Origin of the sequence: Janthinobacterium sp. FW305-129 (assembly GCF_020858115.1) — a bacterium.
GTDB lineage: Bacteria > Pseudomonadota > Gammaproteobacteria > Burkholderiales > Burkholderiaceae_D > Janthinobacterium.
Genome location: NZ_JACYMM010000004.1, coordinates 122664 through 141992 on the forward strand (window position 1 = coordinate 122664; position 19329 = coordinate 141992).

Here is a 19329-nt window from a genome sequence, read left to right on the forward strand (position 1 = left end):
AAACATATTTGAAACATCATTGACCTGAATCGTGACATCGCTGTTCCCTGGCGTGACAGCGCGTGCAGCGCCGCTGCGTGGCCATTTCCCTGGTTTTCACTGTGCCGTGGCGCATTTTCCGCGCGGGCGCATGGTGCTGGCACGGCATTTGCAATACCAATGCTCATAGCCACTCCATGAAACATTCGGGACCATCCGATACCCATAAGGTGAACACATGACTCAATACTCAGCAGGTGCCGCATTCCGCAAGGCCGTCCAGGAAGAATCTCCGTTGCAAGTCGTCGGCGCCATCAACGCCAACCACGCCTTGCTGGCCAAGCGCGCCGGCTATAAAGCCATCTACCTGTCTGGCGGCGGTGTCGCGGCTGGCTCGCTGGGCTTGCCCGACCTGGGCATTTCCAGCCTGGACGACGTGCTGACCGATATCCGCCGCATCACCGACGTGTGCGACCTGCCGCTGCTGGTCGACGCCGACACGGGTTTCGGTGCGTCCGCCTTCAACGTGGCGCGCACCGTGAAATCGATGATCAAGTTCGGCGCTGCCGGCCTGCACATCGAAGACCAGGTGGGCGCCAAGCGTTGCGGCCACCGTCCGGGCAAGGAAATCGTCAGCAAGGAAGAGATGGTCGACCGCATCAAGGCGGCCGTCGATGCGCGCACGGACCCGAACTTCGTCATCATGGCGCGCACCGATGCGCTGGCCGTCGATGGCCTGGAAGCGGCACTGGAACGCGCCGTCGCCTGCGTCGAGGCGGGCGCCGACATGATCTTCCCGGAAGCCATCACGGATCTGGACATGTACGCCACCTTCGCCAAGGCCGTCAACGTGCCGATTTTGGCCAACATCACGGAATTCGGTTCCACGCCGCTGTTCACGCTGGACGAACTGCGCAGCGCCCATGTGGGCCTGGCCCTGTATCCGCTGTCGGCCTTCCGCGCCATGAACAAGGCGGCGGAAAACGTCTACCAGGCGCTGCGCCGCGACGGCACGCAAAAGAACGTCGTCGACACCATGCAAACGCGCATGGAACTGTATGAATCGATCAACTACCATGATTTTGAACAAAAACTGGACGCGCTGTTCGCCGCGCAAAAGAAATAAGTAAAGAAGCAGGGACCGCATGCCGGTCCCGCAGTGACGCACCCGAGACTATTCAATCTGGAGAACACAATGACCGCACCGCAAGCCGCCACTTTCAAGCCTAAAAAATCCGTCGCCCTGTCCGGCGTCACCGCCGGCAATACGGCGCTGTGCTCGGTCGGCAAGACCGGCAACGATTTGCACTACCGCGGCTACGACATTCTGGACGTGGCCGACAGCTGCGAATTCGAGGAAATCGCCTATCTGCTGGTGCACGGCAAGCTGCCCACCGCCGCCGAACTGAAGGGCTACAAGGCCAAGCTGAAATCCTTGCGCGGCTTGCCGTCGGCCGTGAAGCTGGCGCTGGAAGCGCTGCCGGCCGCCGCCCACCCGATGGACGTGATGCGCACTGGCGTCTCCGTGCTGGGCTGCACCCTGCCGGAAAAAGACGACCATAACGCGCCGGGCGCGCGCGACATCGCCGACCGCCTGATGGCGTCGTTCGGCTCCATGCTGCTGTACTGGTACCACTACAGTCATAACGGCAAGCGCATCGAGGTGGAAACGGACGACGACTCGATCGGCGGCCACTTCCTGCACCTGCTGCACGGCGAAAAACCGTCGGCGTCGTGGGAAAAAGCCATGCACACGTCGCTGATCCTGTACGCGGAACACGAATTCAACGCTTCGACCTTCACCAGCCGCGTCATCGCCGGCACGGGGTCGGACATTCACTCGGCCATCACGGGCGCCATCGGCGCGCTGCGCGGCCCGAAACACGGCGGCGCCAACGAAGTGGCGCTGGAGATCCAGAAACGCTACGACAACCCCGATGAAGCGGAAGCGGATATCCGCGAGCGCGTCGCCAACAAGGAAGTGGTGATCGGTTTCGGCCACCCCGTCTACACGATTTCCGACCCGCGCAACGTCGTCATCAAGGAAGTGGCGCGCAATCTGTCGCTGGAAGCGGGATCGACCAAGATGTTCGACATCGCCGAGCGCCTGGAATCGGTCATGTGGGAAATCAAGAACATGTTCCCGAACCTGGACTGGTTCTCGGCTGTCTCGTACCACATGATGGGCGTGCCGACGGCGATGTTTACGCCGCTGTTCGTCATTTCGCGCACCTCGGGCTGGGCCGCCCACATCATCGAACAGCGCATCGACAACAAGATCATCCGCCCGAGCGCCAACTACGTGGGTCCGGAAGACCTGGAATTCGTGCCGATCAAGGACCGCAAATAATGAGCACCAACATGAACACCTTGTACCGCAAACCCTTGCCGGGCACCCAGCTAGACTACTTCGACACGCGTGCCGCCGTCGATGCGATCCAGCCAGGCGCCTATGCCACCTTGCCCTACACCTCGCGCGTGCTGGCCGAAAACCTCGTGCGCCGCTGCGACCCGGCCACCCTGAACGCTTCGCTGAGCCAGTTCATCGAACGCCGCCGCGACCTCGATTTCCCCTGGTTTCCCGCGCGCGTCGTCTGTCATGACATCCTGGGCCAGACGGCCCTGGTCGACCTGGCCGGCCTGCGCGACGCCATCGCGGCCCAGGGCGGCGACCCGGCCCTGGTCAACCCCGTCGTGCCGACGCAGCTGGTGGTGGACCATTCGCTGGCCGTCGAATGCGGCGGTTTCGACCCCGACGCCTTCGCCAAGAACCGCGCCATCGAAGACCGCCGCAACGAAGACCGTTTCGACTTCATCGACTGGACGAAAAAAGCGTTCAAGAACGTCGATGTGATTCCACCAGGCAACGGCATCTTGCACCAGATCAATCTTGAGCGCATGTCGCCCGTGATCCAGGTGCAAAATGGTGTAGCCTATCCTGATACCCTGGTGGGCACGGATTCGCACACGCCCATGGTCGACGCGCTGGGCGTGATCGCCATCGGCGTAGGCGGCCTGGAAGCGGAAAGCGTGATGCTGGGCCGCGCTTCGTGGATGCGTTTGCCCGACATCATCGGCGTCAAGCTGACGGGTAAACCACAGCCGGGCATCACGGCGACCGACACGGTGCTGGCGCTGACGGAATTTTTGCGCAAGCAGAAGGTCGTCTCGTCCTACCTGGAATTCTTTGGCGAAGGCGCGTCGCATCTGACCCTGGGCGACCGCGCCACGATTTCCAACATGGCGCCGGAATTCGGCGCCACGGCCGCCATGTTCTACATCGACGCGCAAACCATCAAGTACCTGAAGCTGACGGGCCGCGACGACGAACTGGTGAAACTGGTGGAGCTGTATGCGAAGGAAACGGGCCTGTGGGCCGACAGCCTGGCCGACGCGCAGTACGAGCGCGTGCTGACGTTTGACTTGTCGTCCGTCGTGCGCAATATCGCCGGGCCGTCGAACCCGCACAACCGCGTGCCGACGTCCGAGCTGGCCGCGCGCGGCATTTCCGGCGTGGTGGAAAACGAGCCGGGCAAGATGCCGGACGGCGCCGTCATCATCGCCGCCATCACCAGCTGCACGAATACGAACAACCCGCGCAACATGATCGCCGCCGGTTTGATCGCGCGCAATGCGAACCGCCTGGGCCTGACCCGTAAACCCTGGGTGAAATCGTCGCTGGCGCCAGGCTCGAAAACCGTGGAACTGTATCTGCAGGAAGCGGGCCTGATGCCGGAGCTTGAAAACTTGGGCTTTGGCGTGGTGGCATTCGCCTGCACCTCGTGCAACGGCATGTCAGGCGCGCTCGATCCCGTGATCCAGGAAGAAGTGGTGTCGCGCGACCTGTACGCTACGGCCGTCCTGTCGGGCAACCGCAACTTCGACGGCCGCATCCACCCGTACGCGAAGCAGGCTTTCCTCGCCTCGCCGCCGCTGGTGGTGGCCTACGCGATCGCCGGCACCATCCGCTTCGATATCGAAAAGGATGTGCTGGGCCATGACGCGGATGGCAAGCCGATTTTGTTAAAGGACATCTGGCCATCCGACGAGGAAATCGACGCCATCGTCGCGTCCAGCGTCAAGCCGGAGCAGTTCCGCAAGGTGTACATCCCGATGTTTGCCGCGCAGGCGGATGACGGCATCAAGGTCAGCCCCCTGTACGACTGGCGTCCGCAGACGACGTACATCCGCCGGCCGCCGTACTGGGAAGGCGCGCTGGCTGGCGCACGCCCATTGAAAGGCATGCGTCCGCTGGCTGTCCTCGGCGACAACATCACCACCGACCACTTGTCGCCATCGAACGCCATCATGCTCGACAGCGCGGCCGGCGAATACCTGGCGAAGATGGGCTTGCCCGAGGAAGACTTCAATTCCTATGCCACGCACCGGGGCGACCACTTGACGGCGCAGCGCGCCACGTTCGCCAACCCGACCCTGAAAAACGAGATGGTCATCGAGGATGGCAAAGTGAAGGCCGGTTCGCTCACGCGCATCGAGCCGGAAGGCAAGATCTCGCGCATGTGGGAAGCCATCGAGGTGTACATGGAGCGCAAGCAGCCCCTGATCATCATCGCCGGCGCCGACTATGGCCAGGGTTCCTCGCGCGACTGGGCCGCCAAGGGCGTGCGCCTGGCCGGCGTGGAAGCCATCGTGGCCGAAGGTTTTGAACGCATCCACCGCACCAACCTGGTGGGCATGGGCGTCTTGCCGCTGGAGTTTTTGCCTGGTGTGAACCGCAAGACCCTGGGCCTGGACGGCAGCGAAACGTATGATGTCGTGGGCGAACGCACGCCGCGCTCCACTTTGACCTTGTTGATCCATCGCAAGAGCGGCGAAACGCTGGAAGTGCCCGTCACCTGCCGTCTCGATACGGCGGAAGAGGTGTCGATCTACGAGGCGGGAGGCGTTCTTCAACGATTCGCGCAGGATTTCCTCGAATCGTCCAAGGCAGCGTAAGCAGTTCGTCATTCACCGGGTGGCGCGCAGGCGCGCGCTGCCCGGCTTTTCAGGAAATTTCATGACCCACGTACCCCAAATCAAGATCCCCGCCACCTACATGCGCGGCGGCACCAGCAAGGGCGTGTTCTTCCGCCTGCAGGATTTGCCCGCCAGCGCGCAAGTGCCGGGCGCCGCGCGCGATGCGCTCCTGCTGCGCGTTATCGGCAGCCCCGACCCCTACGGCAAGCAGATCGACGGCATGGGCGGCGCCACGTCGAGCACCAGCAAGACGGTGATCCTGGCGAAAAGCAGCAAGCCGGAGCACGACGTCGACTACCTGTTCGGCCAGGTTTCCATCGACAAGCCCTTCGTCGACTGGAGCGGCAATTGCGGCAATCTGTCGGCCGCCGTCGGCTCGTTTGCCATTGCCAGCGGCCTGGTGGACGCGGCGCGCGTGCCTGCCGACGGCATCGCCACGGTGCGCATCTGGCAAGCCAATATCGGCAAGACCATCATCGCCCACGTGCCCATGACGCATGGCGAAGTGCAGGAAACGGGCGACTTCGAGCTCGATGGCGTGACCTTTCCGGCCGCCGAAGTGAAACTGGAATTTCTCGACCCGGCCGCGGACGAGGAGGGCGGCGATGCTGGCAGTTCGGCCATGTTCCCTACCGGCAACCTGGTCGATGACCTCGACGTGCCCGGCATCGGCGTGTTGAAAGTCACCATGATCAACGCCGGCATCCCGACGATTTTCGTCGATGCGGACGCCATCGGCTACGCGGGCACGGAACTGCAGGACGCCATCAACGGCGATCCGGCAGCCTTGGCCCGTTTCGAGACCATCCGCGCGCACGGCGCCCTGCGCATGGGTTTGATCTCCCGCCTGGATGAAGCGGCGAAGCGCCAGCACACGCCGAAAGTGGCGTTTGTTGCCAAACCGGCCGGCTATGTCTCGTCCAGCGGCAAAAAGGTGGAAGCGGGCGACGTCGACCTGCTGGTGCGCGCCCTGTCCATGGGCAAGCTGCACCACGCCATGATGGGCACGGCGGCAGTTGCCATCGGCACGGCAGCGGCCATTCCCGGCACCCTGGTGAACCTGGCGGCGGGCGGCGGTCCCCGCAACGCGGTGCGCTTCGGCCACCCCTCCGGCACCCTGACGGTGGGCGCGCAAGCGCAGCAGGTCGATGGCCAATGGAGCGTCACCAAGGCCATCATGAGCCGCAGCGCGCGCGTGCTGATGGAAGGTGTTGTGCGCATTCCCGGCGACGCGTTTTAAGCTGTCAGGTCAAATGGGCGGATGCGCATGCAGATAAGTTGATATTTCTGCTAGCAAAGAAACTGAACGGCAAGGAAAATGGGGGAGCGTCAGCCGCGATGTACGCGCGGTGGCGGTCTCCCACGCTTCCTGACTGGTGAACCGATGCTATTTAATTCCTACGTCTTCCTGTTTGCCTATCTGCCCATCACGGTGGCCGGATTTTTCATCCTGGGACGGCGCAGCCAGTTATGGGCCGCCGCCTGGCTGGCCGGCGCCTCGCTGCTGTTCTACGGCTGGTGGGATTACCGCTATGTGCCGCTGCTGCTCGGCTCCATCGTCTTCAACTACGGCTGCGCGGGCCGGCTCGGGCCTGGACGCGGCAGGCACCGCAAGGCGCTGTTGACGGCGGCCATCGCCGCCAATCTGGGCCTGCTTGCGTATTACAAGTACGCGGGCTTCTTCGTCGCCAGCGTGGCGCAATTGCTGGCGCAGCCGCTGCCCGCCCTGCATGTGATCCTGCCCATCGGCATTTCGTTTTTCACCTTTACGCAGATCGCCTTCCTGGTCGATACCTACCAGGGCAAGGCGCAGGAAAGCCGCTTTGTCCACTATCTGCTGTTTGTCACCTATTTCCCGCACCTGATCGCCGGCCCCGTATTGCACCACAAGGAAATGATGCCGCAGTTTGCCGACCGGCGCATCTTTCGCCTCTCGGCCAGGAATGTGGCCATCGGCAGTACGATCTTCTTCATCGGCCTGGCGAAAAAAGTCCTGGTCGCCGATAACATCGGTCCGTATGCGGCGCCGCTGTTCGATAACCCTGCCGCGCCCTCGCTGCTGGCCGCCTGGGGCGGCGTATTGGCCTACACCTTCCAGCTGTACTTCGATTTTTCCGGCTATTCGGACATGGCCATCGGCTTGTCGCGCCTGTTCGGCGTGCGCCTGCCCTTGAACTTCGATTCGCCCTATAAAGCGCGCAATATCGCGCAATTCTGGCGCCGCTGGCACATGACACTGTCGCGTTTCCTGCGCGACTACCTGTACATTCCGCTGGGCGGCAACCGCTGCGGACCCGCGCGGCGCTACCTGAACCTGATGATCACCATGGTGCTGGGCGGCCTGTGGCATGGCGCCGGCTGGAATTTTATCGTCTGGGGGGCGCTGCACGGCGCTTACCTGGCCATCCACAAGGGCTGGAGCACGGTGGCGTGCAAGCTTCACCTGCCGTCCGATACGCGCGTTGGCAACATCCTGGCGACGGTCCTCACTTTCATTGCCGTCTGCGTCGCCTGGGTCTTCTTTCGCGCACCCGACATGGCAACCGCCCTGACAATCATCCAAGGCATGGCGGGCGACTTTGGCCTGGACTTGCCCGATGCGCTGGCGCCCCATTTACTGCCGCTTCAGCCTGTGCTGGCCGCCATCGGCACGGGCTATTACCTGGGCGGCGGCACGGTGTTCATTGAAAGCTGGACGTGGATAGCGGTAGCAGCGCTGATTACTTTTTCCATGCCGAATACGCAGCAGATCATGCGCCACTTTGATCCGGCGCTGGATTTTTCTGCCGGTGGGCGACACCTGCGGGCCTGGCTCACCTGGCGCGCCTCGCCTGCCTGGGCGGCCGCCATCGCCGTGCTCGCGCTGGCGAGCATGCTGGCCCTGAACCGCCCCGCTGAATTCCTGTATTTTCAATTCTAGAGAGGGCGCATCATGACGGCATCCCCTTTCAAATCCTATCTGGCCGTACTGGCGCTGGTGCTGGCGGGGGGCGCCGTGCTGGTGGGCGCCTTCGTTTTCGTCGTCGACCCTTATGGCCTGTATGGCGTCGTCCGGCGCGATAATTTCAATGCCGTCAAGCCGGGCCTGAGCCGCTACCAGAACCAGATCAAGCAGGAACATGCGCTGCGCAGGCAGCCGCGCTTCATCATCCTCGGCAATTCGCGCGCGGAGATCGGCTTCGATCCGCGCGCCGGCGCCTTGTCGGCGCTGGGCCCCGGCTACAATCTGGCGATTCCGGGCACGGGCCTGGCGACGTCCGCCAGCCAGTTTGCGCAACTGCGCGAGGCCGGCGTCCGGCCACGCACGGTCATCGTGGGCGTGGAATTCATCGATTTTCTCAATCCCGCCGTCGCACCGTCCGCACTTCCGGCGCCTGCGGCCGCCACGCCGGCGCATGGCCGCGCCTTCTGGCGCTTCGATGCGCTCTTTTCGCTGGCCTCCGTCAGGGATGCGGCGCAGACGCTGCGCATTCAGCACGACGATGAGGCGGCCACCTTGTCGGCCGATGGCTTCAATCCCATGCTGGAGTACGGCGCCCATGCGCGCCGGGATGGTTACCACAAGATGTTCACGCAGCGGGCGCAGGAAAGCGCCGCCAACTTGCGCCGCAAATCGACGCGGAGCCTTGCCACCGAAGACTTTCAATTGCTGCGCACCTTTTTGCTGGCGATGGCGGCCACCGAGGCCGATATCAAGCTGGTGATCTATCCGTATCACGCGCAAATGCTGGCCATGTTCGAGGCTGCGGGGCTGTGGCCCCTGTTCGAAGTATGGAAAGCACAGCTGGTGCGGGAAATTGGCGCGGTCAGGGCGCGCTACCCGGATGCGCATATTTCCCTCACGGATTTCAGCGGCTATGGCGCATACAACTGCGAGCCGATACCCGCCGCCAATGAGCGCGGCACTGCCACGCGCTGGTATTGGGAGGCCGGACATTTCAAGAAGGCGCTGGGCGATATCGTATTGCAGCGCGTGATGTCGCCGCAGGATGTTGCGCCTGGCGATGGGCAGTTTGGCATGCCGCTCGATGACGCCAGCCTCGAGGAAAACCGCGCGCGGATCGCGCGGGAACGCAACAGTTGCGCGGCGGCGCAGCCAGCATTGTTTTCAAGGCAGCTGCTCGCCACACAGCATAGCCACACTGGAGGAAGCAGATGAACAGATAAGCAGAACATGCACGAACAAAAAAACACAGATTGCACGCCTACCGGAGGAGACATGAATTTCGCAGCATTTTATCAACGCTCGATCGACACGCCTGACGCTTTCTGGCGCGAGGAAGCGGACAAGATCGACTGGCACACCCCGTTTTCGCAAGTGCTCGATTATTCCCGCCCGCCTTTCGCCAAATGGTTCGTCGGCGGCACCACCAATTTGTGCCATAACGCCGTTGACCGCTGGGTGGACAGCCAGGGCGACGCCGCCGCGCTGATCGCCATTTCCACCGAAACGAACACGGAGCGCAGCTACAGCTTTCGCGAACTGCAGCGCGAAGTGGAACGCTGCGCCGCCATTTTGCTGTCGCTGGGCGTCGTCAAGGGCGACCGCGTCCTGATCTACATGCCGATGATCGCCGAGGCGGCGTTTGCCATGCTCGCGTGCGCCCGCATCGGCGCCGTGCATTCCGTGGTGTTCGGCGGTTTTGCCGCCAACAGCCTGGCCAGCCGCATCGACGATGCACAGCCCAAGCTGGTGTTTTCCGCCGATGCCGGTTCGCGCAACGGCAAGGCGATCGCCTACAAGCCGCTGCTCGACGAAGCCATCCGCATCGCCGCGCACAAGCCGCTGCAGGTGCTGCTGGTCGACCGCCATCTGGTGCCGATGGAACTGACGCCGGGCCGCGACGTCGATTACGCGACCCTGCGCGAGCAGCACCTGGACGCGCGGGTGCCCGTCGCCTGGCTCGAATCGAACGAGCCTTCGTACGTGCTGTACACCTCGGGCACGACGGGCAAGCCGAAGGGCGTGCAGCGCGACGTGGGCGGCTATGCGGTGGCGCTGGCCTCGTCGATGCAGTATAACTTCTGCGGCAAGCCCGGCGAAACCTTCTTTGCCACCTCGGATATCGGCTGGGTGGTGGGCCATTCCTACATCGTGTATGGCCCGCTGATCGCCGGCATGGCCACCATCCTGTACGAGGGCTTGCCGATCTGCCCCGATGCGGGCATCTGGTGGAGCATCGTCGAGAAATACAGGGTCACGCGCATGTTCTCGGCGCCGACGGCCATCCGCGTGCTGCGCAAGCATCCGGTGGAGCTGATGCGCAAATACGACCTGTCCTCCCTGAAGGCGCTGTACCTGGCGGGCGAACCGCTCGATGAAACCACCTCGCAATGGATCGCTGACGAGCTGAAAGTGGACATCATCGACAACTACTGGCAGACGGAGACGGGCTGGCCGATTTTGTCGGTGGCGAAAGGCGTGGCCGACACCCCGACGCGCCTGGGCAGTCCGGGTCTGGCCATGTACGGCTACCAGGTCAAGCTGCTCAACGAGGCGACGGGCGAGGAGTGCGGCGCCAACGAGAAGGGCGTGCTGGTGCTGGAAGGCCCGCTGCCGCCGGGCTGCATGCAGACGGTCTACGGCGACGATGCGCGTTTCGTCGACACCTACTGGTCCACCTTCGGCGGGCGGCAAGTGTATTCCACCTTCGACTGGGGCGTGCGCGACGCCGATGGCTATTATTTCATCCTCGGGCGCACGGACGACGTGATCAATGTGGCTGGCCACCGCCTGGGCACGCGCGAGATCGAGGAAAGCATCACCAGCCATCCGAACGTGTCGGAAGTGGCGGTGGTGGGCGTGGAGGACAAGCTCAAAGGCCAGGTGGCGATGGCTTTCGTGATCCTGAAGAATCCGCAGGGCGTCGACAGCATCGAGGCGAAGGCGCTGCTGGAACGCGAAGTGATGGCCGTGGTCGACCGTCAGCTGGGCGCCGTGGCGCGGCCCGCGCGCGTGCTGTTCGTGGCGCAGCTGCCGAAGACGCGTTCGGGCAAGCTGCTGCGCCGTTCGATCCAGGCCATCTGCGAAGGACGCAGCCCGGGCGACCTGACGTCGATGGACGATCCGGCATGCTTGCAGCACATTCAAAGCGCACTGGCAGTCTGATCGGCCTGACGGGCCCTCATCACGATGGGCCCGTACCCAGGCGCAGGCGATCGATAGTTGCGAAAAAAATAAAAATGAACCTTTTTTCATTGGCGTCCGTCTTATGGAAAGGAGATACGGCCGCTGCCTGTCAGGCTTGCACTGCACTGCTGTTTTCTCCCTATTCATACCAGTCCTGATATCCATCCTCACCATGACGGGAGACGACCATGCCGGCGAATAAACAATACTATTGCAGTTGTTTTACGAGCAAAGACATCGACCCCAAGCAGCGCGAGGTGCTTGAGCACCAGACCAAGGGCGTCCTTTTGCGGGACGCGAAATGGCCGGATCATAGCGTCATCACCATACGTTTTCTTGAGGGCAATGCGGAATTGCAAGAGCGGGTGCGCCAGGTTGCCAATGAATGGGACAAGCTGGCGAATCTGACATTCTCATTCGTCCAGCACGGCCCTAGCGACGTGCGTATCGCATTCCAGCAGGGGAATGGTTCGTGGTCTTACATGGGCACCATGTGCAGGAGCATACCGGAACCGAAGCCGACGATGAACTTCGGCTGGCTGACGACGGGGTCCAGCGATGAGGAAGTGCGCAGCGTGGTATTGCATGAATTCGGCCATTTGCTCGGCTTGACGCATGAACACATGAACCCCAGGGACGGCGGCATCAAATGGAACCGCGATGCCGTGATCCGCGACCTGAGCGGGCCGCCGAACAACTGGGACATGGATACGATCGAGCGCAACATGTTCCAGAAGTATACGCTGGATCAGGTGGTGGCGACCAAGCTGGATCGTGATTCGATCATGATGTATCCGATCCCGCTGGCGTGGACGGAGGATGGCACCTCGGTCGGCTTCAATTCCCGCTTGTCCGAGCAGGACAAGAAATTCATCAGGGATACCTACCGATAAGCGAGGGGGATAGATGCCGGACCATGCGATATTAATCGGCATTGGCGACTATCCGGGATTGGGCGAGGATGAACAACCGGCCAGGCTGCTCGGCCCCGTTAACGATGTCGATGCCATCAAGGAGTGGTTGCTGGATCCGCAAGGCGGCGCCTTTGCCGATGACAGCACGATCCACGTCATTATTTCCGATGCCGCGGCGGCCGTGGCGGGCAAGCCCCGGCCCACGGGCTCCGAACTGGAGGCGGCGCTGGCGCGGATCGCCGACCTTGCCGAAGCCAACCGGCTAGCTGGCAAGAGCATGCAGGTGGGGGAGCGTCTGTACCTGTTCATGACGGGCCATGGTTTTTCGAGCCGGCGCAATAGTGCCTGCCTGTTTACCGCCGATGCCACGCCGCGCATGAATGCCCATATCCACGCCACCGGTTGGCTCAACTGGCTGCAGGACAGCGCACTGTTTCGTGAATTCGTGCTGTGGATGGACTGCTGCATGGATCGCATGGCGCTCGAGCCGGTGCGCGATCCGCTGTTGAACGTGATTAATGCCGGCATCCCGCCGCGGGCCAACTTTGTGGCTTTTGCCGCGCAGCGGCCGTTGAAGGCGGTCGAAAGGCTCATGCCGGCCGACGGCAAGGTGCACGGGGTGTTTACCTGGGCCTTGCTGCAAGGCTTGCGCGGGGCGGCGGCCGACCATAACGGCCGGGTCACGGGGCGCAGCCTGGCCGACTGGGTGCGCAATGCCCAGTCGGCCCTGATGACGGAGGACCAACGCGCCAGCAGCGAGGTCGCGCTGGAACCTGAAATCCTGCAGGAGGACCGCGCGCTGGTTTTCGCCCGCGGCATCGCACCATTGCGCTATCGCGTGGCGTTCGAATTCCCGCCTGAGGCGCTTGGCCATGCCGCCTGGCTGTGGAGCGGCGTGCCGCCTGTCGCGCAGCAGTTCACCGTCGATGGAACGGAGCAGTTGCTGGCGCCGGGACTTTACTTGCTGCAGGTACCGGCCCTGGGCTTGTCGCAGGGCTTTGAAGTGCTGTGCGACATGCGGGTTCAGGTACAGGAAACGGGGCCTGAGGTCGAGATGCCCGCAGTGGAGGAAATCTTCCGCCTCAAGGTCGATCCGGGGAACCTGACCACGGAGATCTTTGTCATCGATCAGCGCCTGTCGCTGGTTGACAGCCAGCCAGGGAGCTTGGCGGTGTCATTGCCGTTCGGCTTGTTCAAGATCAAGATGCGCTCCGGCCGCGCCATCAGCCAGCGCGTCATCATGCTCGATCGCGACAGTATATCGATCGATGCCGCCAGCGTCACGCTTCCGCCATCGGCGGTAGTCCCCTTGCCTGGAGCAACATCCTCGCTGCCGGCGCATACCGAAGCCCGGATGCGGGCGCTCGAGGCGGCCAGCAGGCAGGCGGTCGATGCGGGCAACGGAGTGCTGCTGCTCATGGTGCGCGCCTATGCTGGCGGAAATGCCAGGTTGATGCACAGCGAACCGTGGCACGGTGTATCCGTCGTCGATGCCGACGGTACCACCGTTTTCGATTGCGCGCGCGATGCGGCATTGCAGCGCGACGCCGATCCGTATGCCGTGGGCAGCAGGGAGCTGGTGCCTGGTCCGTATTTCCTGCGCCAGACGTTGAAGGATGGCACCGTACTGGAACAGAGTTTGATTATCCGCAAGGGATGGCGGCTGGAAGTGTACCTGTTGCGCCGAGGTACCCCCGGCACGGACAAGCTATCCGTGCGGCCGCGTGTGTCGCTGATGATGCACAGGGTCGTAACGGGCGCTCCGTTGGATTATGGCAGCGATCAACTGGCCGAGAACGCCCGTCTGGCGCTTGCCGACGAGCGGCGCATACTCAGTGATGGTCTGGAAGACCTGTTGCTGCAAAATGCAGACAATCCTATCCTCGGCCTCATAGGCGCCCACCTGTTGCTGCTGGAGTTCGAGCGCGACCGGTATCGTCCCATGGGCAAACTCGATCCTGTCGTGCAATCGTTACTGCCTCTGCTCGGATCCACGCACCCTGACTGGGTGGCGCTGGCCCTGCAGTGCCCCGACATCAGGGTGCCGCAGGATGTGGCGCTCGATGGGCCGCCCCTGTTCGCGCGCAGCTGGCCCTTGCTGGTGCGGGCTGCGCAAGGTGGACGTATCAACCTTCCTTCCGCCATGTGGAGCCGGGTACAGGCGCTTGCCCCCTTGCCACCGTTTATGGCGTGGGCTATCGATGCGGATATCCGGAATGCCGTAAGCGCTACCTTGCGCAAGGCCCTCGCTTCGCCTGCGCCTGTCGTCCCTGCCATGGCCATGGCGCCGCCTGCGCAGGCCGATCCCTGGCAGATGAAGGCGCGGCAATTGCAGCTGCCGCCATCCGCGCTGGAACTGCTGGTACCCGCGCCGCTGCCATGACGCCTGGCCGCCTTGCGTTGGGGCAGCATTTGACATTGACCTTTCAGCGTTTCCGTTATCCGCCGACGGGTTTGGTTGAGCAACCTCCTGCCAGTCTCGGTGCGCTGCCAATCGGGCGCAATGCGGCAGGTGCATGGCTGCTGCCGTTGGCGGACGAAGAGTGTTTCTGGATCGGGATGGCCGAGAACCGGGCGGTGGTGCCATCGATGCTGGCGGTAATGGCCGAGCTGGGGGACGCAACACGGGTTGATGCAGTATCGGGCCAGCCATGGGATGGGGGCAGTCCTGGCGAGCTGGCCTTGCCTGGCGTCCTGTGGCTTGCCGGCATACGCCAGCAGGGCGCTACGCCCGTATGGAAAGTATTCGGCCATAAATACTCCGGACCCGCAGCAGCGTCCTGCATTTCCTTGACGTTCAGGCTGCGTACCTGTCCTCCTGGCGAGGACGATATTGCCGTGCGCATCGATATCGTCGATTACGTCAGCTTCGCCCATGCCACCGGCGTTGCGGCGCCCCTGCCGATGGACGATGCCGCCGCCTACAAGGGATGGCGCTTGCCCTGAGATGCGCGTCGCGCCTGTTCAGATCCGGTCGCTTTCCTTGCGCACGACCCGGCCGACGATCAGGCATTCATTGCCACGGCATAGCTTGCGGTGGTATTTGCGCTGGTCCGGGTTGTCCGACGTCAGCCACCACTCGCCGATATCGCGCGCCATGCGCTTGACCACCGGCTCGCCTTCGTAATTGATGGCAAACACGATGCCATCGGCCGGCCGGTTGTCGGCCGTATTGATGATCACCACGTCGTCCTCGTACAGGGCCGGCTCCATGCTCTCGCCCTTGACCTTGATCGCCACCAGTTTTTCTGGGTGGTAGCCATTGCGCTCGACCCAGCTGCGCGGCACGCTGATGGTGCTGCCGTCGTGCGTTTCCGGTTCGATGGCAAAGCCCGTGATCCCGGCCGACAGGCGCAATTTGACCTTGCGAATCGGGTAGAAGCGCTCGTCCTCGCCATCTTCCACGACCACAGGCTGCACGCCGGCCAGCGCGCGTGCGGCCAGCGCCGCCTGGTCGGGCGCCGCGCCCTGGTCGAAATACATGCTGTCCAGTTGCAGGTCCGCTTCCAGCTTGCGCGCGATCTTCTCGCTGAAGGCGCGTCCCTCGCGGTAGGTGGGCGAGAGGATTTGCGAGATGCGCGCCTCGCTCCAGCCGCTGACGTCGGAAATTTTCTTGCGTGTGTTGTCGTAGTGTTCGCGGATCAGGGCCAGCAGGCGGTCGCGTCTGTATTGATACATATTCATCTCCACATTAAACCTGAAATTTACCGTTTGATAAATTACCAAATGCTTGACTTTAACATTAGCGATTGATAAAGTCCACTCGTTGCCTGTCGCAAACGTACTACAGCGTTTACCGGTGGGCGACACCACGGGAGGTCAGGCAGATGTTGAACAGCAGTCAGTCGGTTGAAAGCAGGGCGGTGCCGCGGCAGGGGCGCCAGTTACAGGGACGCAGCAAGAAGTCGCAGCTGCATATTGCCCGCATCGCACAGTACATTCGCGAGCAGGGCCAGGCCAGCGCGGCGCAATTGTCCGCCTTGCTGGGACTCGATGCGGGCACCATGAGCCGCTATTTGCGCCACATGTGCGGCATGGGACAGATTCACCTGGCACAGCGCCATTGCACGGAGCCGGGGCGCCAGCGGCCCGCCCTGTATGCGCTGGGCGAGCAGGACGACGAGGTCGACGGCTGGGCCGCACTGCCGCCGCAGGTCCGCCGCACGGCCAGCTGGCCACGTGGTGCGGCGCGCCGCGATCCGCTGGTGGCGGCCCTGTTCGGACCGGCGCAGGAAAATTAAGACCAGAATCAACGAGGAGAAAATCATGGGGTTTGCAGAAAAATTCATCGCATCGCTGTCGTCGCAGAACCTGCGCGACGATGCCGTCCACCACGACCTGGACGTCATCGCGGCCGCCGCGCTGGCCGGCGACATGGGCGCCTTGCTGTGCCGCGTCAAATACGCGGACGGCACCGTCAGCCGCTTGTTCGAAGGCAATGCGGGCAACCTGGCGCAGCTGCTGCGCGCCTGGACGGCGGCCGTGACGCAGAAGGGCCGCGCGCGGCGCTGGGTCAAGGCGCAGACGGCCTGGGATGCGCAGGCCGCCAATACCTTGTACCGCCGCGTGGCCGAAGCGTCGCTCGCGCATTGGCTCGACAGCAAATGCAAGGCATGCCATGGCACGGGCGTCGTCGCCGCCATGCAGGCCGGCGCGCCCGTCGTCTGCAAGGCTTGTCACGGCGCCGGCGAAGCGGCCATCAGCTGCTCCGGCGGTTTCGAGCTCGAACGCATCAAGGACATGGTCAGCGAGCTGGAAAGCATTTTTCAGTCGCACGGCGCCCGCGCCATGCGCCGCCTGGGTCACTGAAAAGTTTTTTGCAATATGCCTGGCCCTGAAAAAAATGCCCCTACAATAGAGTCTCGATCACGCAGCAACAGCAACACCGGCAACACCGCAGGACCACATGCTTCTCCACTCGTAATAGACGCGCTTTCGGCGCGACACCGATAGGGGAAATCAGCGCAGCGAACGGCCTTCATGGCCCCCTTCGCCCATTCCGTCCGGCACGGCCTCGCGCCATCCGGACGCCAGCCCGGCGCCGCGCCGCGCGGGCTTTCTATTTTCCCGATACTTGGCAGTTCCACCCCTCAAGACCACAGCTGTGGTCTTTTTTTTCATCCCACGAAAGGTATTACTTATGGCATCGACAGCAAACGGCATCGACAGCTTGATCGTTATCAGCAAACAAAGCGCCGAAGGCAGCAAGGCCGCCGCCGGCGGCGGCCAGATTTATCCCCGCGTCACGGCCACCTTCGACACGGAAGCGGACAAATACGCCAGCGCCGAAATCGACGCCAGCCAGCAGCAGGGCGATACCCGCCTGGGCAATTTCCGCACCACGGGCGCCATCAAGGCCGAAGCGGCGTGCGGCACCTATGCGCCGCTGATGGCAGCGCTGCTGCGCCGCGACTTCACGGCCGGCGGCGTCGCTGCCGCGCAAACCACCATCGCTGCCGCCGCCTCCGGCCTGACGCGCAGCGCCGGTTCCTGGCTGGCCGAGGGCTTTCGCGCCGGCAGCGTGGTGCGCATCACCGGCATGACGGCGCCGGCCGCCGCCAACAATGCTAAGAACTTCTTCGTCACGTCGGTGACGGCGACCAACCTGAATGGCCAGTTCATGGACGGTTCGGCCATGATCGTCAAGGCGGCCGGCGACTCGGTCGGCGTGGCGGCCGTGGGCAAGCGCAGCTTCACCCCCTTGAGCGGCCACACCACCGACTGGTTCACGGCCGAAGTGCAGGACCCGAAGATCGGCGTGCACCGCAGCTTCGTCGACCAGCTGGTCAGCAAGATGGACATCGCCGTGCAGCCGAACGGCATCACCAGCCTGGACTTCACCCTGATGGGCAAGGCGGAAGGCCCGACCACGGCCGTGCCGTACTTCCCCACGCCGCTGGCCGCGCCGGGTTCCGGCAAGTTCTCGGGCGCCACGGCGATGCTGTCGGTGAACGGCATCCCGTCGCAGATCTGCACCGGCATGTCCGTCTCGCTCGACGGCCAGGTCAAGGTCGACCCCGTGATCGGTTCGAAGTACGCCACGGCCGCCTCGCGCGGCAAGGTCATGGGCTCGGGCCAGTTCACTGTGCTGCTGCAGGACGCCACCTACCTCGACTACTTCAAGTCCGAGACGGAAATCCCGCTGGCCTACGCCATGGCGTCGGGCACGGCGCCAACCGCCGACGTGCTGGCGCTGGCCATGGGCCGCATCAAGATCACCTCGGCCAAAATCGACGATGGCGAGAAAAACAAGATCGTCACCTGCGCCTTCGACGTCCTGCGCTACAAGGGCACCGATGCGCAGCATGAAGCGACCACCCTGAGCATCCAGGACAGCGCGCTGTAAGTAACTGGCGCCTGCACCGGGGCCGCCGTGATGGCGGCCTTTTACTTTTTACCTTTATCAAGAAAGAAAATACACATGAACAACGCACAAATGATCGCCTCGGCTGGTTTTGATATCTCCCTGCTGAATGACGGTAGCAAGCCCGTGGACCAGGTACACCTGGTGTCGGTCTTGTTCGACGAAGACGGTGCGCACAAGGCGGGCTTTGACATCGTCAGCAAAAATTCCGACCAGTACCGTGCCGTGATCCGCGAAACGTCGGTGGTGGCGATCAAGCGCTCGGTGCAAAAAAGCAAGCAAATCGATGCAAAGACGGACGAAGGCGCGGCGGAACTGTATGACCTGGCGGAAAACCGCAACATGAAGATCGCCATCGCTGTGGTGGTGGGCATGCCTGGTTTCGTCGACAAGGGCGTGCCGGTACAACCTTCCCCGGCTTTGCTGAAGGCGATTTTTGAAAAAATGCCGTCCTGGCAGGAAAAAGTGCTGGCTGCGCTCGAGGCGGACGGCAATTTTTTGACGGTCTAGCCACCGCCTTGCTGCTCTTTGCCGACGAACAGTTTGAGCGTTCGGCAAAGGCGGCCGATGGCAATGCGAAAGGCGAGCACCTGGATGCCGCGAAGCGCCATCCACTTTACCGGGAGCCGCAGGCTCCCGTTCGCGCGCAACTGCCGTTTGAATTGGCGCATGTGTGGCAATTTTTCGTGCAGATGAGCCGCAAGCGCCAAAACGGCATGGCGGTCAATCCCTTGAGCAGCCTGGATATCCTGGCATGGCAACTGCGGCATCGTGTCCGTCTGACGGCATGGGAAGAGGAGCTGCTCGATCAGCTCGACGCAGCCTATATCGCCCATCAAAACATGTCGCATTAGGCAAGCTTCCACCTGACCTTTTTATAACAGAGGTGACACAGAAAACACTACGGTCGTCGCGAGGGTGGCCTTGATTTGCATTGCCACCCATCGGTGGCTTTTTTTATGGGT

General features: G+C 62.9%; 16 protein-coding genes. 15 read left to right on the forward strand and 1 reads right to left on the reverse strand.

All coding sequences use genetic code 11. The features are described from left to right. Nucleotides 1–217 precede the first annotated feature (217 nt). From prpB to IGS61_RS09585, 10 genes are all read left to right on the forward strand, one after another. Nucleotides 218–1105, forward strand: coding sequence for a methylisocitrate lyase (gene prpB, locus IGS61_RS09540; protein ID WP_070220951.1), 888 nt, complete (start codon nucleotides 218–220; stop codon nucleotides 1103–1105). Nucleotides 1106–1174: 69 nt separating this feature from the next. Next, nucleotides 1175–2329, forward strand: a complete 1155-nt coding sequence (prpC, locus tag IGS61_RS09545; protein ID WP_230539368.1) for a bifunctional 2-methylcitrate synthase/citrate synthase — start codon at nucleotides 1175–1177, stop codon at nucleotides 2327–2329. Between the two features lie 11 nt (nucleotides 2330–2340). Then, the gene (gene acnD / locus IGS61_RS09550; RefSeq protein WP_230539637.1) at nucleotides 2341–4935 is read left to right on the forward strand and encodes a Fe/S-dependent 2-methylisocitrate dehydratase AcnD; all 2595 of its coding nucleotides are present in this window, start codon (nucleotides 2341–2343) and stop codon (nucleotides 4933–4935) included. A gap of 61 nt (nucleotides 4936–4996) precedes the next feature. Next, on the forward strand, nucleotides 4997–6196 hold the full coding sequence (gene prpF / locus IGS61_RS09555; RefSeq protein ID WP_230539369.1) for a 2-methylaconitate cis-trans isomerase PrpF: 1200 nt from the start codon (nucleotides 4997–4999) through the stop codon (nucleotides 6194–6196). A gap of 144 nt (nucleotides 6197–6340) precedes the next feature. Beyond that, nucleotides 6341–7876 (forward strand): MBOAT family O-acyltransferase, encoded by a 1536-nt coding sequence (locus tag IGS61_RS09560; protein WP_230539370.1) that lies wholly within the window; start codon nucleotides 6341–6343, stop codon nucleotides 7874–7876. Between the two features lie 12 nt (nucleotides 7877–7888). After that, entirely contained in the window at nucleotides 7889–9115 is a 1227-nt protein-coding gene (locus tag IGS61_RS09565; RefSeq protein ID WP_230539371.1) for a hypothetical protein, read from the forward strand. Nucleotides 9116–9175: 60 nt separating this feature from the next. Further along, a complete protein-coding gene (locus IGS61_RS09570; RefSeq protein WP_230539372.1) occupies nucleotides 9176–11065 on the forward strand; it encodes a propionate--CoA ligase in 1890 nt (629 codons plus the stop codon). A gap of 209 nt (nucleotides 11066–11274) precedes the next feature. Continuing rightward, the gene (locus IGS61_RS09575) at nucleotides 11275–11979 is read left to right on the forward strand and encodes a M12 family metallopeptidase (RefSeq protein ID WP_230539373.1); all 705 of its coding nucleotides are present in this window, start codon (nucleotides 11275–11277) and stop codon (nucleotides 11977–11979) included. A gap of 13 nt (nucleotides 11980–11992) precedes the next feature. Next, nucleotides 11993–14383, forward strand: coding sequence for a hypothetical protein (locus tag IGS61_RS09580; protein ID WP_230539374.1), 2391 nt, complete (start codon nucleotides 11993–11995; stop codon nucleotides 14381–14383). Nucleotides 14384–14559: 176 nt separating this feature from the next. After that, a complete protein-coding gene (locus tag IGS61_RS09585; RefSeq protein WP_230539375.1) occupies nucleotides 14560–14946 on the forward strand; it encodes a hypothetical protein in 387 nt (128 codons plus the stop codon). Nucleotides 14947–14964: 18 nt separating this feature from the next. Here IGS61_RS09585 and IGS61_RS09590 read toward each other — a convergent pair whose 3' ends face one another. Beyond that, nucleotides 14965–15678 carry a S24 family peptidase gene (locus tag IGS61_RS09590; RefSeq protein ID WP_230539376.1) on the reverse strand — a complete coding sequence of 238 codons (714 nt, stop codon included), beginning with the start codon at nucleotides 15676–15678 and terminating at the stop codon, nucleotides 14965–14967. A gap of 149 nt (nucleotides 15679–15827) precedes the next feature. On the opposite strand from IGS61_RS09590, the gene IGS61_RS09595 reads away from it, so the two are divergent. The 5 genes from IGS61_RS09595 to IGS61_RS09615 all read left to right on the forward strand — a co-directional run bounded on the left by IGS61_RS09595 (nucleotide 15828) and on the right by IGS61_RS09615 (nucleotide 19218). Continuing rightward, nucleotides 15828–16241: a FeoC-like transcriptional regulator gene (locus IGS61_RS09595; protein ID WP_230539377.1), complete on the forward strand. Its 414-nt coding sequence runs from the start codon at nucleotides 15828–15830 to the stop codon at nucleotides 16239–16241. 25 nt (nucleotides 16242–16266) lie between these two features. Continuing rightward, the gene (locus IGS61_RS09600; RefSeq protein ID WP_230539378.1) at nucleotides 16267–16809 is read left to right on the forward strand and encodes a hypothetical protein; all 543 of its coding nucleotides are present in this window, start codon (nucleotides 16267–16269) and stop codon (nucleotides 16807–16809) included. A gap of 331 nt (nucleotides 16810–17140) precedes the next feature. Next, nucleotides 17141–18346: a phage tail tube protein gene (locus IGS61_RS09605; RefSeq protein WP_230539379.1), complete on the forward strand. Its 1206-nt coding sequence runs from the start codon at nucleotides 17141–17143 to the stop codon at nucleotides 18344–18346. 75 nt (nucleotides 18347–18421) lie between these two features. After that, entirely contained in the window at nucleotides 18422–18874 is a 453-nt protein-coding gene (locus tag IGS61_RS09610; RefSeq protein WP_230539380.1) for a hypothetical protein, read from the forward strand. Between the two features lie 8 nt (nucleotides 18875–18882). After that, nucleotides 18883–19218, forward strand: a complete 336-nt coding sequence (locus IGS61_RS09615) for a phage tail assembly chaperone (protein ID WP_230539381.1) — start codon at nucleotides 18883–18885, stop codon at nucleotides 19216–19218. The last annotated feature ends 111 nt before the right edge of the window (nucleotides 19219–19329 follow it).

Bases quoted from the DNA above. Each gene is read 5' to 3' on its own strand.
- prpB (WP_070220951.1), top strand. From the start codon at position 218: ATGACTCAATACTCAGCAGGTGCCGCATTCCGCAAGGCCGTCCAGGAA.
- prpC (WP_230539368.1), top strand. From the start codon at position 1,175: ATGACCGCACCGCAAGCCGCCACTTTCAAGCCTAAAAAATCCGTCGCC.
- acnD (WP_230539637.1), top strand. From the start codon at position 2,341: ATGAACACCTTGTACCGCAAACCCTTGCCGGGCACCCAGCTAGACTAC.
- prpF (WP_230539369.1), top strand. From the start codon at position 4,997: ATGACCCACGTACCCCAAATCAAGATCCCCGCCACCTACATGCGCGGC.
- IGS61_RS09560 (WP_230539370.1), top strand. From the start codon at position 6,341: ATGCTATTTAATTCCTACGTCTTCCTGTTTGCCTATCTGCCCATCACG.
- IGS61_RS09565 (WP_230539371.1), top strand. From the start codon at position 7,889: ATGACGGCATCCCCTTTCAAATCCTATCTGGCCGTACTGGCGCTGGTG.
- IGS61_RS09570 (WP_230539372.1), top strand. From the start codon at position 9,176: ATGAATTTCGCAGCATTTTATCAACGCTCGATCGACACGCCTGACGCT.
- IGS61_RS09575 (WP_230539373.1), top strand. From the start codon at position 11,275: ATGCCGGCGAATAAACAATACTATTGCAGTTGTTTTACGAGCAAAGAC.
- IGS61_RS09580 (WP_230539374.1), top strand. From the start codon at position 11,993: ATGCCGGACCATGCGATATTAATCGGCATTGGCGACTATCCGGGATTG.
- IGS61_RS09585 (WP_230539375.1), top strand. From the start codon at position 14,560: ATGGCCGAGAACCGGGCGGTGGTGCCATCGATGCTGGCGGTAATGGCC.
- IGS61_RS09590 (WP_230539376.1), bottom strand. From the start codon at position 15,678: ATGTATCAATACAGACGCGACCGCCTGCTGGCCCTGATCCGCGAACAC.
- IGS61_RS09595 (WP_230539377.1), top strand. From the start codon at position 15,828: ATGTTGAACAGCAGTCAGTCGGTTGAAAGCAGGGCGGTGCCGCGGCAG.
- IGS61_RS09600 (WP_230539378.1), top strand. From the start codon at position 16,267: ATGGGGTTTGCAGAAAAATTCATCGCATCGCTGTCGTCGCAGAACCTG.
- IGS61_RS09605 (WP_230539379.1), top strand. From the start codon at position 17,141: ATGGCATCGACAGCAAACGGCATCGACAGCTTGATCGTTATCAGCAAA.
- IGS61_RS09610 (WP_230539380.1), top strand. From the start codon at position 18,422: ATGAACAACGCACAAATGATCGCCTCGGCTGGTTTTGATATCTCCCTG.